The following is a 15,389-nucleotide window of genomic DNA, read 5'->3' as shown; positions in this document are numbered from 1 at the left end:
CGCCTTCGTATCCGCAGCTGCGCGCCCTAGGCGGCGCGCCGAGCAGAGAGGAAGCACCCCGCCATGCCCGCCAACGATCCGACCGCGGCCGCCACCACGGCGGCGCCGCGCCTGCGCCACCTCGACGGCGCCGCCGTCGCCGAGGACCCGGCCCGCTGGGCCAAGGCATATGAGGAGGTCTACGCCGAGGCCCTGCATCTGCCGGACCACAACGACCCGCCGATAGCCGAGCGGCTGCTGCGGCACGCCGGACGCCCCGGCTTCGCCCTGGTGGCCGCCGAAGAACCGGACGGCAGGGTGGCCGGCTACTTCTACGGCTACACCCTGCCCGGCGACACCCTGTGGTGGGAGGGGCTGACGCCGCGCCCCGACCCGGAGTTCACCCGCGAGTACCCCGGGCGCACGGTCGGCCTGTGCGAGCTGCTGGTCGCCCCCGCCTGGCGCCGCACCCGGGTGGCCGTCACGCTGCTGGAGTCCTTCCTCGCGTCGCGCACCGAGGAACGCGCCGCCGCGCTGATCGCCGAGGGCAACGACGTGGTGCTGGACCGCTACGCCCGTTTCGGCTTCCGGCCGGTGGGACAGCTCGCGCCGTATCCCGGCTGGCGTCCGCACACCATGATCGTCCGGCCGCTCCGCGGCGCCTGACCGCGAGACCGAGGCCACCGTGTCCATCGAGCTTCCGCCCTCCGCCGCCCCCCGGGCCGCCCATCCGGTCACCGCGCTTCCCGAACGGGTGCGCCGCAGACTGCTGGACAGGTCCGCGGCCGGCCCCGGCCCGCTGGCCGCCTATCTCTACGACCCGGAGACGGCCGCCGGCCGCGCCCGGGAACTGCGCGCCGCGCTGCCGCCCTGGGCCGCGGTGTACTACGCCGTCAAGGCCAACTCCTTCCCCGGGGTGCTGCACGGCCTGGCCCCGCATGTGGACGGCTTCGAGGTGGCCTCGCGCAGCGAACTCGCCCTGGCCCTGGAGGCCCTGGCGGGCCGGGCGGGCCGGGCGGACGGCGGGCCGGTGCCGGTGGTCGCGGCCGGCCCGGCCAAGACCGTGCCCGTGCTGACCGATCTGATCACCGCCGGGGCCGAGGCCATCAACGCCGAGAGCCTGCTGGAGCTGCACCGCATCAGCCGGATCGCGGCCGGCCTGGGCACCACGGCACGGGTCGCGCTGCGGGTCAATCCCGAGCGCATCCCGGTCACCGGCTCCCTGCACATGGGCGGTGTCCCCTCGCAGTTCGGGGTGGCCGAGCCGGATGTCCCGCAGGTGCTGGAGCAGGCCCGGAAGCTGCCCGGCGTCGAGCTGACCGGCTTCCACATCCACGCCGCCTCCAACAATCTGGACGCCGCCGCCCACGCCGACTATCTGCGCTGGTGCATGACGTGGAGCGGGGCGACCGCCGCCGCGCACGGCATCGAGCTGCGGCAGATCGACATCGGCGGCGGCATCGGCGTGGACTTCGACGGCGAGCAGTCCTTCGACACCGCCCGGTTCGGCGAGCTGATCGCGGCCACCCCGCCACCGGCCGGGGCCCGGGTACTGCTGGAGCCCGGCCGCTTCCTGGTCACCGACTGCGGCTGGTACGCCGCCGAGGTCACCGATGTGAAGCACTCCTTCGGCCAGTGGTTCGTGATGCTGCGCGGCGGGATCAACCATTTCCAGCTGCCCACCTCCTGGGACCTGGTGCACAACATCGCGGTGCTGCCGGTGCCGGAGTGGGGCGAGCCCGGCAGCCCCCGGCCGGCCGCCGAGAACACCCGGGTGACCGTGGTCGGCGAGCTGTGCACCCCCGAGGACACCCTGCTGCGGGACGTCCATGTGGAGCGGGTGCGCGCGGGCGATCTGGTGGTCTTTCCGCGGGCCGGCTCCTACGGATGGGAGTTCGCCATGCCGCACTTCCTGGGCCATCCGCCCGCCGAACGGCTGCTGCTGTGAGGCCGCCCGTTCCTGTCCCCGTTCCTGTTCCCGTTCCCACCGGAGCGCCGCCGATGACCATGCACCCGCCGTCCCCGGGGCCGGACCCGCTGGACCACCCGGACGCCCTGCTCGCCGGGGACGCCGCCGCCACCGAGACCCTGCTGCGCGCCTATCTGCGGGAGACCGGCACCGCGGTGCCGCCCGCCGGGCAGCGCCTGCTGCTGGACCTGCCGGCCAGCGGGGTCCGGCTGAGCGTCCCGGTGCGCTACCGGTCGCCGACCGGCTGGCACCGCCTGGGGCGCGCCGAGGTGCTGCCCGCCGGCGCTCCGGCCGATGCCGCGCTGGTGGCCGCCGCCCTGATCCGCCAGACCACGGCCGGACGCGGCCTGCCGCCGCACCCGGGCACCGACGCGGTGGCCCGGGTGCTGAACTCGGCCCGCCGTACCGCGGTGCACCTCGCCGCCGCCCGCCGCGCCGGGGACGCCGGTGAGGACGCGCAGGCCGGCCCGCGGCCGGACGGATTCCCGGCGGCCGGATTCCTGGCGGGCGAGCAGGCGCTGCTGCTCGGCCACCCCTTCCACCCGGCGCCCAAGAGCCGGGAGGAGGCCTCCGACCGGGAGCTGGCGGCCTACTCCCCCGAGCTGCGCGGCTCCTTTCCGCTGCACTGGTTCGCCGCCGATCCCTCCGTGGTGACCGGCGAGAGCTGGGACGGCGGCGACCCCGCCGCGCTGCTCGCCCCGCTCGCCCCGGGCGGACCCGGCGGACCCGGCGGACCCGGACTGCCGCCGGGCACCGTGCCCGTCCCGGCACACCCCTGGCAGGCCCGGGAGATCATGGACCGCCCCGAGGTGGCCGACCTGCTGTCCGCCGGGCTGCTGCGCCCGCTCGGGCCGGGCGGTCCGGCCTGGTGGCCGACGTCCTCGGTGCGCACCGTGCACCGGCCGGACGCCGAGGTGATGCTCAAGCTCTCGCTCGGCATGCGGATCACCAACTCCCGCCGCAACAACCTGCGGCCGGAGATGCGGCTGGGGGTGCGGGCGGCCCGGCTGCTGGCCGCCGGGCCGGCCGGCTGGCTGCGCGCCGAGCACCCGGAGTTCAGCATCCTGCGCGACTTCGCCTGGATCTCCGTGGGCGGCGGCCCGGACGGCACCGAGACCGGGCTGGAGACCGCCATCCGCGACAACCCGTTCCGGTCCGGCCCGGGCAGCCCGCACGCGGTCTGCGTGGCCGGGCTGCTCGCCGAACGCACCGGCCCCGGCGACGGCTCGCCGCCCCGCCACCGGGCGCTGCTGGCCGCGGCGGTGGAGCGCACCGCCGCCGCGCACCGCCTGTCCGGGCCCCAGGCCGCGGCCCGCTGGTATGCCCGCTATCTGGAGGTGCTGGCGGTGCCGCTGATCCGGCTCCAGGCCCGCTACGGCATCGCCCTGGAGCCGCACCACCAGAACACCCTGGTCGGCCTGGACCCGGCCGACGCGCTGCCGTGCGCCGCCTGGTACCGGGACAGCCAGGGCTACTACCTGGCCGCCTCCCGCGCCGGTGAACTGGAGCGGCTGCTGCCGGGCGCCGCCGAGGGGGTGGAACTGGTCTTCGAGGACGCCTTTGTGGACGAGCGGGTGGCCTACTACCTGGGCATCAACAATCTGCTCGGCGTGATCGGCGCGTTCGGCGCCCTGGGCCTGGCCGACGAGGCGGCGCTGCTGGCCGTGGCACGCCGCACCCTGGGGCGGCTGCGCGCCGCCGAGCCCGGGGCCAAGGGCCTGCTGGACCTGCTGCTGGACGCGCCCGTGCTGCGCTGCAAGGGCAACTACCTCACCTGCGTGGACGGCCTCGACGAGCTGGTGGGCGAGGTGCACTCCCAGTCCGTCTACATCGACCTGCCCAACCCGTTCGCCGCTTCCTGACCGCACCGCCCGCCCTCATCCGACCGCGGAGGCACCACGTTGACCACAGCACCCGACTCCACCGCACCCGGACCCGCCGCGCCCTATGATCTGGTCGGCGTCGGCATCGGCCCGTTCAATCTCTCGCTGGCGGCGCTCGCCGACGGGGTGCCGGGGCTGCGCACCCTGTTCCTGGACGGCCGGCCGGCCTTCTCCTGGCACCCCGGGCTGCTGATGGAGGGCACGGTGCTCCAGGTGCCGTTCCTGGCCGACCTGGCCACCATGGCGGACCCGACCAGCCCGTGGACCTTTCTCAACTATCTGCGCGCCCACGGCCGGCTGTTCCCGTTCTTCTTCGCCGAGCGGTTCCACATCCCGCGCCGGGAGTACGACCACTACTGCCGCTGGGTCGCCGAATCCCTGCCGTCCTGCCGCTTCGACGCCCGGGTGACCGCCGTGGAGTGGGACGCGGACCGGGGCGTCTTCACGGTCGTCTTCCGCAGCGCCGCGGGCGTCACCGAGCGGGTGCCGGCCCGTCAGGTGGTGCTCGGCGTGGGCACCGAGCCGGTGGTGCCGGAGCCGCTGCGCCCGCTGCTGGCCGACCCGGCGCACCGCGGCCGGGTGCTGCACAGCGCCGACTACCGCACCCACCGCGAGACGCTGGCGGACCGGGCCGGCGACGTGACGGTGATCGGGGCCGGCCAGTCCGGCGCCGAGGTGCTGCTGGACCTGCTGCGCCGGCAGGACGGCGAGGGCCGGGGCGGCCCGTATGTGCGGTGGCTGGCCCGCACCCCGGCGTTCGCGCCCATGGAGTACTCCAAGATCGGGCTGGAGCATTTCACCCCCGACTACATCCGCCACTTCCGCTCGCTGCCCGAGACCCGGCGCGAGGAACTGGTGCGCAGCCAGTGGCAGCTCTACAAGGGCGTCAGCGCGGACACGCTGGGCGAGATCCACGACGAGCTGTACGAGCGGACCATCGGCGGCGGGCGCCCGCGCGCCGCGCTGCATCCGGGAACGGAGCTCACCGCCGTCCGGCCGGACGGCGAGGGCTATCTGCTGAGCTGCCGCAATGCCGACCAGGACGCGGAGTTCACGGTGCGCACCGGCGCGGTGGTGGCGGCCACCGGCTATGCGGCGCGGCGGCCGGACTGCCTGGAACCGCTGGCCGGGCTGATCGACTGGGACGCCAAGGGCCGCTACCGGGTGGACGGCCGCTACCGGGTCGCCCTGGACCCGCGGGTGACCGGCACGCTCTATGTGCAGAACGCCGAGATGCACTCGCACGGGGTGGGCGCCCCGGATCTGACCCTGGGCGCCTGGCGTGCCGCCACCGTGCTCAACACCGTGGCCGGGCGGGACGTGGTGCCGGTGCCGGAGCGGGTCTCCTGGACCACCTTCGGCCTGCCCGCCGCCGATGCGCCGGTGGTGCCTGCCCCGGCCCGCCCGGAGGACCCGGCCACGGACCCGGTGGGCAGCCGGACATGACCGCGCCGGGAGGAGCCCCCGCCGCACCGGCGGCACCGGCGGCACCGGCCGGGGGGCATGGCATACGCGTGGTGCTGATCGCCGTCATCGGGCTGTATCTGATCGCCGAGACGGCCCTGACACCGTTTCTGCCGCAGCTCTTCGAGCGGCTCTACGGCATCGACGACCCCGGCGCCACCGGCCTGTATCTGTGGGTGTGCCGGATCGTCGGGCTGGCCGCGCTGCCGCTGTGGGGGCTGGCCGCCCGCCGCTGGGCGCCGCACCGGCTGGTGCTGGCCGGGCTGTGCGCGGCCTCGGTGTGCGACCTGCTGCTGGGCGCGGCACCCGACTACGCCTGGTTCACCGGGCTGTCCGCGGCCTGCGTGGCGACCAATGCCTCGCTGCTGCTGGCCTACCCGGCGCTGATCGGCGAGTACACCCGCAGGGCGGAGGAGGGCACCGACGCCGACCATGCCAGGCTGGCCGGGATCTGCGCCATCGTGGTGGTGTTCCATGTGGCGGCGGTGGCCGCCACGCTGGTGGGGGCGGGGGTGCTGGCGCTGCCGCAGCCCCGGCTGGGCATCTCGGCCTTCGCCCTGCTGGATGTGGCGCTCGCGGTGCTGGTCTGGCGCATGCTGGCCCGGCTGCCGCTCGCCCGCACGGCCGGCGAGGCGGCACCGGCCGCGGCGCCCGGCGCCGGCCCCGTCCCGTCCCGTCCGGGCCCCGGGCTGCCCCCGCCGGGCGGCCGAATACGGCGCGGCCGGCTGCTGCTGCTCGCCCAGGCGGCACTGATCGGGGTGGCCTTCGACTTCGCGCTCACGGTGTCCCGGCCGTTCTTCACCGAACTGGCGCTGGAACTCGGCAGCGGCGACGCGGGCTCGGCGGTGCTCTACTTCCTGCCCAGCGTGGCGGCGCTGCTGGTGCTGCCGTTCGCCCGCCGCTGCCACGACCTGCTGGGGCCGCGGCTGCTGCCCGCCGCGCTGGGCGTGGCGGCGGCCGGTTTCCTGTGGCAGTGGGCCGCCTCCGGTGTTGCGGCGATGGCCGGCGGGCGGCTGCTGTTCGGCGCCGCGCTGGGTCTGGGCCAGGTCGCGGTGGAGCTGCGGATGTTCCGCGCCACCGGCACGGCGGGACCGGCCTTCACGGGGGTGGAGACGGTCCGCTCGCTGGGCCTGATCGCCGCCCCGCTGGCCGCTGCCGCCGCCGTGTCGGCCGATCTGGCGCTGCCGCTCGCCGTGGCGGCCGGCGCCCTGCTCTGCGCCGGCCTGGTCTCACTGGCCCCCGCCCCGCGGCCCGCCGCCCCCGCGGCGGCTCTGCCGGGCGCCCGTTCCGGCGGACCGCTCCGGCCCGCCGCGACGGCCGCCGCCCCGGTCCCCGCCGCGCCGGACGCCGCCGGGGCCCGGCACGCCGCTCCCCCCGTCCAGCCCTCCTCCCAGCCCGCCGTTCAGCCCGCCGTCCCGATCGAGGAGCACGCACGTTGATCCCCGCCGACCCGACCGGCCCGACCGGCCGCATCGACCACCCGGGCCCGGAGCACTGGGCCGCGGCCGGACGCCGGCTGCTGGCCAAGGCGCTCGCCGAGTTCGCCTACGAGGAACTGCTCACGCCCGTGCCCGATCCGGCGGAACCGGCCGGCGACGGCTACCGCCTGGAACTGGGCGACGGCGTGTACTGGACCTTCCGCGCCGCCCGCGGCACCTTCGCCACCTGGCGCATCGACGAGTCCTCGGTGCGCCGCCACCCGGCCCCGGAGTCCGGTCCCGGCGCGGACCCGGGCGAAGCCGGCCCGGAGCGGCTGTTCCTGGACGCCCGCGCCGTGCTCGGCTGGGACGGCCCGACCACCGCCGAGGCACTGCGCGAACTGCTCGCCACCCGCCGCGCCGAGGCGCTGACCCTGGCCCGCGCCCTGCCCGCCGCCGCCCTGGCCGATCTGGACCATCTGGAGCTGGAGGCCCACCAGGACGGCCACCCGTGCATGGTGCTCAACAAGGGCCGGCTGGGCTTCGCCGCCTCCGACGCCGCCGCCTACGCCCCCGAGGCGGCCGGTGCGGTGCGGCTGGTCTGGGCCGCCGTGCACACCTCGCTGGCCGGCTATGCCGGCGTCCCCGGCCTGGACACCCAGGACCGGCTGCTCGCCGGGGAACTGGACGAGTCCACCCGCAAGCAGTTCGCCGCCGCCCTGGAGGACGCCTGCACGGCCGCCGGCCGCTCCCCCGCCGACTACCGCTGGCTGCCCGTGCACCCCTTCCACTGGGACGAGGCGGTGGTCCCGCTGTTCGCGCCCTATCTGGCCGACGGACGCCTGGTCCGGCTCGGCGAGGGCCCGGACCGCTACCGCCCGCTGCAGTCCATCCGCACCCTGGCCAATCTGGATCATCCGCACCGCCACAACGTCAAGGTGCCGCTGCTCATCCGCAACACGCTGGTCTGGCGCGGGCTGTCCACCGAACCGACCGGCGCCGCCCCGGACATCACCGCCTGGCTGCACGGGCTGCGCGCCGCCGACCCCTATCTCCGCGACGAGCTGCGTTTCCATCCGCTGGGCGAGGTGGCGTCGGTGGCCGTGCGGCATCCGCTGTACGAGGGAATCGGGGACGCGCCCTACCGCTATCACGAACTGCTCGGCGCCGTCTGGCGGGAGCCGCTGCCCGCCCTGCTGCGCGCGGGCGAGAAGGCCCGCACCATGGCCGCGCTGCTCAAGACCGGCTCGGACGGCCGGGCGCTGGCCGCCGAGCTCGTCGCCCGCTCCGGTCTGCCGCCGCGCGACTGGCTGGCCCGCTTTCTGGCCGCTCTGCTGCCCGGGCTGCTGCACCACCTCTACCGCTACGGCACCGCCTTCTGCCCGCACGGCGAGAACACCGTCATCCTCTACGACGCCGCCGACATCCCGGTCGGCATCGCGGTCAAGGACTTCGCCGAGGATGTCAATCTGCTGCCGGAGCGGCGGCCCGAATACGCCGCGCTCTCCGCCCGGGCGGACCGGGTGCTGCTGCGCTGGCCCGCGCACGAGCTGGCACACTCGCTGCTCTCCGCGGTGTTCGCCGGCCACTTCCGGTTCTTCGCCCCGCTGGCGGAGACCCATCTCGGTGTCCCGGAGGCCGAGTTCTGGGCGCTGGTGCGGGCCGAGATCGAGCGCTACCACCGCCGCTTCCCGGAACTCGCCGACCGCTGCGACGACTTCGGGCTGTTCGCCGCCGAGTTCGACCGGGTGGCGCTCAACCGCGAGCAGCTGCTGGGCGGCGGCTTCCACGACCGGGCGGAGCGTGACGAGGGCTTCGACGTGGTGCACGGCACCGTCGCCAATCCGCTCGCCAACCCGGTCACCGGCCCGGCCGAAGCCGGGGAGGGCCGATGAGCGCCCCGGCCGCACCGGATCCGTACCACAGGCTGCGCGAGGAGGCGGCGGCCGGGCGGCTGGAGGAGGTCGTGGTCGCCCTTCCCGATCTCCAGGGCCGGCTCCAGGGCAGCCGGCTGTCCGTCCCCTACTTCCTGGACGAGATCGCCGGCCGCGGCTTCGGGGCCTGCCTGTATCTGCTGGCCACGGATGTCGAGATGAACACCGGCCCGGGCTATGCCATCGACGCCTGGCGGGCCGGCTTCGGCGACTTCGTGCTGCATCCCGACCCCGCCACGGTGCGTTTCCCGCCCTGGGAGCCGGGCACCGCCCTGGTGCTGGCGGACGCCGCCTGGCCGGACGGCGAGCCGGTCGCGGTGGCCCCGCGCCGCATGCTGCGCGAGCAGCTCGACCGGCTGGCCGGTGCGGGCCTGACCGCCTGGGCCGGCACCGAGCTGGAGTTCCTGGTCTTCGAGGAGAGCCCGGCCGCCGCCCACGACCGCCGCTACCACGGCCTGCGGCCGGCCACCCGGCACAACGCGGACTACGCGCTCCAGGGCCTGGCCGGGCTGGAGCCGCTGGCCCGCCGCATCCGGCGGGAGATGACCGCCGCGGGGCTGGTCATGGAGACCGCCCGCGCCGAGGTCCACCCCGGCCAGTACGAGATCGTCTTCCGCTATGCCGAGGCCATGGCCACCTGCGACAACCATGTGTTCTTCAAGACCGGGGTGAAGCAGATCGCCGAGCAGGAGGGCCGCGCGGTCACCTTCATGGCCAAGTACGACGAGGGCGAGGGCAATTCCTGCCATGTCCATCTGTCGCTGCGCTCCGCGGACGGCGACCCGGTGCTGGCCGATCCGGCCGCGCCGGACGGCATGTCCCCGCTGATGCGGCACTTCGTCGCCGGGCAGCTGGCCTGCCTGGCGGACTTCACCCTGCTGATGGCGCCCAACATCAACTCCTACAAGAGGCTGCGGCCCGGTGCCTTCGCGCCCACCGGCATCGCCTGGGGCCGGGACAACCGCACCTGCCCGGTCCGGGTGGTCGGCTCCGGCCTCTCGCTGCGCATCGAGCACCGGGTGCCGGGCGGGGACGCCAACCCGTATCTGGCGGTGGCCGCGGCGCTGGCGGCAGGGCGCTGGGGGATCGAGCACCAACTGCCGCTGCCCGCGGAGTACACCGGGAACGCACTGGCCGACACCGGGGTGGCGCGGCTGCCGGCGACCCTGGCGGAGGCGCTGCACCGCTGGGAGCGCAGCGAGATCGCCGCCAAGGTCTTCGGGCCCGCGGTGGTCGCGCACTACGCCCGGGCGGCCCGGGCCGAGCTGGAGGCCCATGAGGCGGCCGTCACCGACTGGGAGCGCATGCGCGGCTTCGAACGGCTGTAGCGCCCGCCCCCGGTCCGGGCGGCGCCGGCGACGGCGGGGCGGGCCGGGGCGGCGGGCGGGCTGCGGCGGTGGCGGACGGGGCGGTCTCACCCCAGCCGCAGCACGACCGCGGCCAGGGCCAGGGTGGCCACCGCCACCAGCCAGTTGGTGCGGCGCCGGCTGCTGATCTCGCAGGTGATCACCACGACCAGACAGGCCGCGGCGATCACATACCACCCCACATGGGCCAGGAACGGGAGCAGCACATGGGCGGCGAGGGCGCCGAGCGAGCCCATCCGTCCCATGGTCCCGATCCGGCTTCCCGCCCTCCGGCCGCCCCCTTCCCGTGCCCCGGTGCCCTCTGCCTTCACCGTTTCCATGGCTGCCACGTTCCCGCCCCCGGGCCGGTCGAACGATATCGATGGATTGTTCCTAACTTTTCGGACATTTCTCCGGCTGGTTCGGTTCCCTCCTCGGTTGTGCGCCCGGCGAGGGGTGCGCCATCATGGCGGCCCGGGGCCCGGCTGACACCCAAGGGGGTGCCGTGCGGCGCAGGTTGGAGTTCCTACGGGCACGGCTCGCCTCCCCGGCGGGCCTGCTGCTGCTGGCGGCGTCCGTCTCCGGTTCCCTGGCCCTGGGCATGCTGCCCACGCTGGTACAGGAGGTGCCGCGGATCGGCGGCTCCTTCTGGTGGCTCGCCCTGGTCGCGCTGGCGGCCGTGCTGGTGCTGGGCTACTGCTGGTCCACGCTCTACTACCGGGAGGGCGTAGGACTGGTGCTCTACCTCGGCCGCCCGGGCCAGGGCTGGGACGAGCACCGGGTGGAGCTGATGCGGGCCGACGCCATGGACCGGCATGCCCGCTGCTTCACCGTCAGCACCGGGAAACTGCTGGAGGGCCAGCCGGACCCCGGCGCCGCCGACCCGGTGGCACTCGCCTACCAGGTGATCCAGGCCCGGCTGGCCGAGGAGGCCGCCGACCGGGGCCCGGTGCGGTCCGTCTCCCTCTACCTCACCGCCCGGCTGCACCAGGCATACGCGCTGGGCCGCAGGCTGAAGGACCAGCGGCACGAGCGGCTGACCCTGATGGACCTGTCCCGCACGCCGGGCGGCGGGGTCTTCCCGGCCCTGACCCTGGACAGCCGGCCGGCCGAGCCGCCCACCGCCGAGCGGGACGGCCCGCCCCTGGCCCGGGTGCTGGACCGGCCGCTGGGCGACCCCCTGGACATCCGGGTGTTCGGCCGGGCCACCGCCCCGGACGGCACGCCGGCCGGGGAGCCGCCGGCCCGCTGCGCCCTGATCGTCTCGGTGGCCGGCAACCCCTCGATGGTCCAGGAGGCGCTGCGCGCCGCGCGCACCGGCGAAAGCGGCGACTACCGTTTCCCGGGCGGCGGCGGCCCGGAGGCACACCGCTGCGCCGCCGCCCTGGTCATCGACACCCGGCCCGGCCATCTGGACAGCCGCCCGGAGGTCTTCGAGGCCTTTGTGCAGTATGTCGCCCACCATTGGAAGGCTTGGCTCAAGCAGTGGGGCGAGGAGCGCCGCACCCCCGTGCGGGGGCTGCTGTTCACCGACGCCCCGGGGCCGGTGGTCACCGCCCTGGGCGGCGTGCTGGGCAGCGGCACCGACTTCGTCCCGCACCGCTCGGCCTTCGCCCCGCCGCCCCGGCCGGCCGGACCGCCCGCCGCCGGTCCGCCCGCCGGGGCCCCCGGTCCGGCGGCCACGGCGGGCGGCTGACGCACGGGCGGCGGTCCCCCGGCCCGGGAGGATAGGGTGACGGGGACGGCGTCGGGGCGGGGTCCGGGCGGCTGTTCGCAGGGGGGCGCGGAGGCAGGCATGATGGCCAGGGCGCAGGCGCCGGACGGCGCCGACGAGGAGGACCGCACCTCCCCGGAGGCGATCGGCCGGCGGGTGCTGCGGCTGCGCACCGCGCTTGGCCTCACCCAGCGGCAGCTCGCCGAACCGGCGTACACCGCCGCGTACATCTCCACCCTGGAGGCCGGACGGGTCCGCCCCTCGGACAAGGCGCTGCGCTTCCTCGCCGAGCGGCTGAAGGTCGGCTACGAGGAACTCGCCACCGGCCGCCCCGCCCATTTCGCCACCGAGCTGCGGCTGCGGCTGACCGGCGCCCAGCAGGAGCTGGCCACCGGCAGCGCCGGCCGGGCCGCGGCCCGGTACCGGGAACTGCTGGCCGAGGCGGAGGCCCACGAACTGGACGCGGAGTGCGCCGCGGCGCTGCTCGGCCTGGGGTCCTGCGCCCTGGAGACGGGCGATGTGCTGCTGGCCCGGGAGCACTTCGAGGCGGCCGAGAAGCGGCTGGCGCAGGCACCGCTGCCGCAGCGGGTGCCCGCCGTCCGGGGCCGGGCGATCACCCATCTGCTGGCCGGTGAGCTGCGCTACGCGGTCTATCTGCTGGAGAGCGCGATCGACGGGCTGAACGCCTCCGGGCTGCATCACCCCGACGCGCTGCTGCTGCTCTACACCGCGGTGATCGGGCCGTACATGGATCTGGGCGCGCCGGCGCGCGCCGCACACGCCGCCGAGCTGGCGCTGGCGCTGGCCGCGCAGGTGACCGACCCGGCGCTGGTGGCGCAGATGCACCGGCAGGTGGCCCGCACCCTGCTGGCCGAGGGCCGGACCGCGGAGGCGGACGCCTCGCTGACCAAGGCGGCCGAGCTCTACCAGCAGTTGCAGATCCGCACCGAGCTGGCCAACTGCCACTGGATGCGCGGCTATGTGCACGCCCAGAACGGGGATCTGGAGCAGGCGGAGCGGGAGCTGCGCACGGCCCGGGAGATCCTGGCCGAACGGCACGCCGCGCTGTACGCCGCCCAGGTGGAGATCGAACTGGCCGATGTGCTGCGGCGGCGCGGCAGCCGGCAGGAAGCCGGACGACTGCTCCAGGGACTGCTGGGCGAGCGGGTGCCCGACCCGGGGGCGATGCATGTGGGGGCGGCGCACCGGCTGCTGGGGATGATGGCCGAGGAGGCGGGCGAGAACGAGACCGCGGAGCGGCACTACGCCACCGCCATGAGCCTGCTGGAGCAGGCCGGCCAGGCCGGGGACCTGGCCGAGATCTGCCTGCTGCTGGGCGATCTGTTCCGCCGGGAGGGGCGGGCCGATGCCGCCATGGACGCCTACCGGACCGGGCTGGGGCACCGGGCCACCCCGGGCACGACCACACTCGGGCCGGCGCCGACCGCGCCGCCGCTGGGCTGAGCGCGGCCCGCCGCCCCCCGGGTCCGTTCGCCGGCCGTCAGCTCAGGATCCGGCCCAGATCGAACCGGAGCGGTTCCTCCAGCTGGGCGTAGGTGCACTGCTCCGGCTCGCGGTCCGGCCGCCAGCGGCGGAACTGGGCGGTGTGCCGGAAGCGGTCGCCCTGGAGATGGTCGTAGGCGACCTCGCAGACCCGCTCGGGCCGCAGCGGCACCCAGGACGGGTCCTTGGCCCCGGCGCCGGAGCCCGACCAGCGGCTGACGGCGCCGGGCAGCCGCCCCTCGGCGTGCGCGGCCTCGTCCTGCCAGGCCGCCCAGGGGTGGCCGGCGGGGTCGGTCATCCGCAGCGGCCCGATCTCGTCGAGCAGCTCGGTGCGGCGGCGAGCGGTGAAGGCCCCGCAGACCCCGACGTGCTGGAGCCGCCCGGTGTCGTCGTAGAGGCCGAGCAGCAGTGAGCCGACGCCCGCGCCGGTCTTGTGGACGCGGTAGCCGGCCACCACGCAGTCGGCGGTCCGCTCGTGCTTGATCTTGATCATCAGGCGCTGGTCGAAGCGGTAGCGCAGATCGAGGGGCTTGGCGACCACGCCGTCCAGGCCCGCGCCCTCGTACTGCTCGAACCAGCGTTCGGCCTCCGCCCGGTCGGTGGTGGCCGGGGCCAGGTGCAGCGGCGGGGAGGCGTCGCGCAGCGCCGCCTCCAGCAGCCGGCGGCGGTCCGCGAAGGGCACGTCCAGCAGGGCCTCGTCCGCCACCGCGAGCAGGTCGAAGGCGATGAAGCCGGCGGGGGTGCGGCCGGCCAGCATGCGGACCCGGGAGTCGGCGGGATGGATGCGTTCCTGGAGCGCGTCGAAGTCCAGCCGGCCCTCCCGGATGATCACGATCTCCCCGTCGACGACCACCCGGTACGGCAGCCGGTCCAGCAGGGCGGCGGCCAGCTCGGGGAAATAGCGGGTGAGCGGCCGGGCGCCCCGGCTGCCGATCTCCAGCTCCGGGCCGTCCCGGTAGACCAGGGCCCGGAAGCCGTCCCATTTGCCCTCGTAGTGCATGCCCGGCGGGATGCGGGCGGCGGACTTGGCCAGCATGGGCTTGACGAACGGCATCACCGGGAGATCCATGATCGTCAGTCTCCGGCCGGCGGTACGGCGCGTCTCCCGGGAGGCGGCGGACGGGTGAGGGGCCTAGCTTGAGGGCATGGCAGGCAAAGGCGAGGCCGTGGAGCTGACCGTCGGGGACCGCACGGTGCGGCTCTCCAGCCCGGACAAGGTCTACTTTCCGGAGCGCGGCTTCACCAAGATGGATGTGGCCCGCTACTACCTGGCGGTGGCGGACGGGGTGGTGCGGGGACTGCGCGACCGCCCCACCATGCTGGAGCGGTATCCGGACGGGGTGGGCGGCGAGTCCTTCTACCAGAAGCGGGCGCCGAAGAGTCTGCCCGGGTGGATCGGCACGGAGCGGATCACCTTTCCCAGCGGCCGGTACGCCGACGAGATCTGCCCGGCCGAACCGGCCGCGGTGATCTGGGCGGCCAATCTGGGCTGCCTGACCTTCCACCCCTGGCCGGTGCGGCGCGGGCGGGCGGACCACCCGGACGAGCTGCGCATCGATCTCGACCCGCAGCCCGGCACGGACTTCCCCGACGCGGTGCGGGCCGCCGGGGAGCTGCGCGCCCTGCTGGACGAGCTGGGGCTGCGCGGCTGGCCCAAGACCTCCGGCGGGCGCGGTCTGCACGTCTTTGTGCCGATCGTGCCGGAGTGGACCTTCACCGAGGTCAGGCGGGCGGTGATCGCCGTCGGGCGGGAGCTGGAACGGCGGGCGCCGGACCGGATCACCACCGCCTGGTGGAAGGAGGAGCGGGGCGAGAAGATCTTTGTCGACTACAACCAGATGGCCCGCGACCGGACCATGGCCAGTCCGTATTCGGTGCGCCCGCGCGCCCGGGCCACGGTGTCCGCGCCGCTGCGCTGGGCGGAGCTGACCGACGGCGCCCGGCCGGAGGACTTCGACCTGGAGACCATGCCGCACCGCTATGCCGAGCTGGGTGATGTGCACGCGGACATGGAGGACCACCGGTTCCGCATCGATACCGTCCTGGAACTGGCCGACCGCGACGAGCGTGATCACGGTCTGGGCGACATGCCCTATCCCCCGGACCATCCCAAGATGGCCGGCGAGCCCCGACGCGTCCAGCCCAGCCGGGCCCGCCGCTCCTGACCCCGGCCCGCCCC

General features: G+C 75.3%; 12 protein-coding genes. 10 read left to right on the top strand and 2 right to left on the bottom strand.

Annotated elements, in window-relative coordinates:
* The first annotated feature begins 63 nt into the window (after positions 1-63).
* The 7 genes from BM242_RS09240 to BM242_RS09210 all read left to right on the top strand — a co-directional run bounded on the left by BM242_RS09240 (position 64) and on the right by BM242_RS09210 (position 9,975).
* Complete coding sequence (locus tag BM242_RS09240) at positions 64-645, top strand: GNAT family N-acetyltransferase (protein WP_093838195.1); 582 nt, start codon at positions 64-66, stop codon at positions 643-645.
* Between the two features lie 19 nt (positions 646-664).
* Positions 665-1,927, top strand: a complete 1,263-nt coding sequence (locus BM242_RS09235) for a type III PLP-dependent enzyme domain-containing protein (RefSeq protein WP_217652406.1) — start codon at positions 665-667, stop codon at positions 1,925-1,927.
* Positions 1,928-1,980: 53 nt separating this feature from the next.
* Positions 1,981-3,810, top strand: a complete 1,830-nt coding sequence (locus BM242_RS09230; protein WP_245833928.1) for an IucA/IucC family protein — start codon at positions 1,981-1,983, stop codon at positions 3,808-3,810.
* A 39-nt stretch (positions 3,811-3,849) separates the two neighbouring features.
* Complete coding sequence (locus tag BM242_RS09225; RefSeq protein ID WP_093838194.1) at positions 3,850-5,277, top strand: lysine N(6)-hydroxylase/L-ornithine N(5)-oxygenase family protein; 1,428 nt, start codon at positions 3,850-3,852, stop codon at positions 5,275-5,277.
* A 71-nt stretch (positions 5,278-5,348) separates the two neighbouring features.
* On the top strand, positions 5,349-6,734 hold the full coding sequence (locus tag BM242_RS29295; protein WP_175541321.1) for a hypothetical protein: 1,386 nt from the start codon (positions 5,349-5,351) through the stop codon (positions 6,732-6,734).
* Entirely contained in the window at positions 6,731-8,608 is a 1,878-nt protein-coding gene (locus tag BM242_RS09215; protein WP_093838192.1) for an IucA/IucC family protein, read from the top strand. Before BM242_RS29295 ends, BM242_RS09215 begins: the two co-directional genes overlap by 4 nt.
* Positions 8,605-9,975, top strand: a complete 1,371-nt coding sequence (locus BM242_RS09210; RefSeq protein WP_093838191.1) for a glutamine synthetase family protein — start codon at positions 8,605-8,607, stop codon at positions 9,973-9,975. The genes BM242_RS09215 and BM242_RS09210 overlap by 4 nt, the downstream gene beginning before the upstream one ends.
* 86 nt (positions 9,976-10,061) lie before the next feature.
* On the opposite strand, the gene BM242_RS09205 is transcribed toward BM242_RS09210, so the two are convergent.
* Positions 10,062-10,250: a hypothetical protein gene (locus tag BM242_RS09205; protein WP_093838190.1), complete on the bottom strand. Its 189-nt coding sequence runs from the start codon at positions 10,248-10,250 to the stop codon at positions 10,062-10,064.
* Between the two features lie 248 nt (positions 10,251-10,498).
* Here BM242_RS09205 and BM242_RS09200 point away from each other — a divergent pair, with 248 nt between their 5' ends.
* Both BM242_RS09200 and BM242_RS09195 read left to right on the top strand, forming a co-directional pair.
* Positions 10,499-11,689 carry a hypothetical protein gene (locus BM242_RS09200; RefSeq protein ID WP_139238296.1) on the top strand — a complete coding sequence of 397 codons (1,191 nt, stop codon included), beginning with the start codon at positions 10,499-10,501 and terminating at the stop codon, positions 11,687-11,689.
* Positions 11,690-11,788: 99 nt separating this feature from the next.
* The gene (locus tag BM242_RS09195) at positions 11,789-13,171 is read left to right on the top strand and encodes a helix-turn-helix domain-containing protein (RefSeq protein ID WP_425443824.1); all 1,383 of its coding nucleotides are present in this window, start codon (positions 11,789-11,791) and stop codon (positions 13,169-13,171) included.
* A gap of 37 nt (positions 13,172-13,208) precedes the next feature.
* Here the strand turns inward: BM242_RS09195 and BM242_RS09190 are convergent, their stop codons facing one another.
* Positions 13,209-14,279, bottom strand: a complete 1,071-nt coding sequence (locus BM242_RS09190) for an ATP-dependent DNA ligase (RefSeq protein ID WP_093838188.1) — start codon at positions 14,277-14,279, stop codon at positions 13,209-13,211.
* A 76-nt stretch (positions 14,280-14,355) separates the two neighbouring features.
* Between BM242_RS09190 and ligD the strand changes: the two genes are divergently transcribed.
* Complete coding sequence (gene ligD / locus BM242_RS09185; protein WP_093838187.1) at positions 14,356-15,375, top strand: non-homologous end-joining DNA ligase; 1,020 nt, start codon at positions 14,356-14,358, stop codon at positions 15,373-15,375.
* Positions 15,376-15,389: the final 14 nt, after the last annotated feature.

Source organism: Streptomyces aidingensis (assembly GCF_900112355.1).
Classification (GTDB): domain Bacteria; phylum Actinomycetota; class Actinomycetes; order Streptomycetales; family Streptomycetaceae; genus Streptomyces; species Streptomyces aidingensis.
The sequence above is the reverse complement of the archived record's forward strand: the minus strand, read 5'-3'. Positions and strand labels throughout refer to the sequence as shown.

Bases quoted from the DNA above. Each gene is read 5' to 3' on its own strand.
- BM242_RS09240 (WP_093838195.1), top strand. From the start codon at position 64: ATGCCCGCCAACGATCCGACCGCGGCCGCCACCACGGCGGCGCCGCGC.
- BM242_RS09230 (WP_245833928.1), top strand. From the start codon at position 1,981: ATGACCATGCACCCGCCGTCCCCGGGGCCGGACCCGCTGGACCACCCG.
- BM242_RS09210 (WP_093838191.1), top strand. From the start codon at position 8,605: ATGAGCGCCCCGGCCGCACCGGATCCGTACCACAGGCTGCGCGAGGAG.
- BM242_RS09205 (WP_093838190.1), bottom strand. From the start codon at position 10,250: ATGGGCTCGCTCGGCGCCCTCGCCGCCCATGTGCTGCTCCCGTTCCTG.
- BM242_RS09195 (WP_425443824.1), top strand. From the start codon at position 11,789: ATGATGGCCAGGGCGCAGGCGCCGGACGGCGCCGACGAGGAGGACCGC.
- BM242_RS09190 (WP_093838188.1), bottom strand. From the start codon at position 14,279: ATGGATCTCCCGGTGATGCCGTTCGTCAAGCCCATGCTGGCCAAGTCC.
- ligD (WP_093838187.1), top strand. From the start codon at position 14,356: ATGGCAGGCAAAGGCGAGGCCGTGGAGCTGACCGTCGGGGACCGCACG.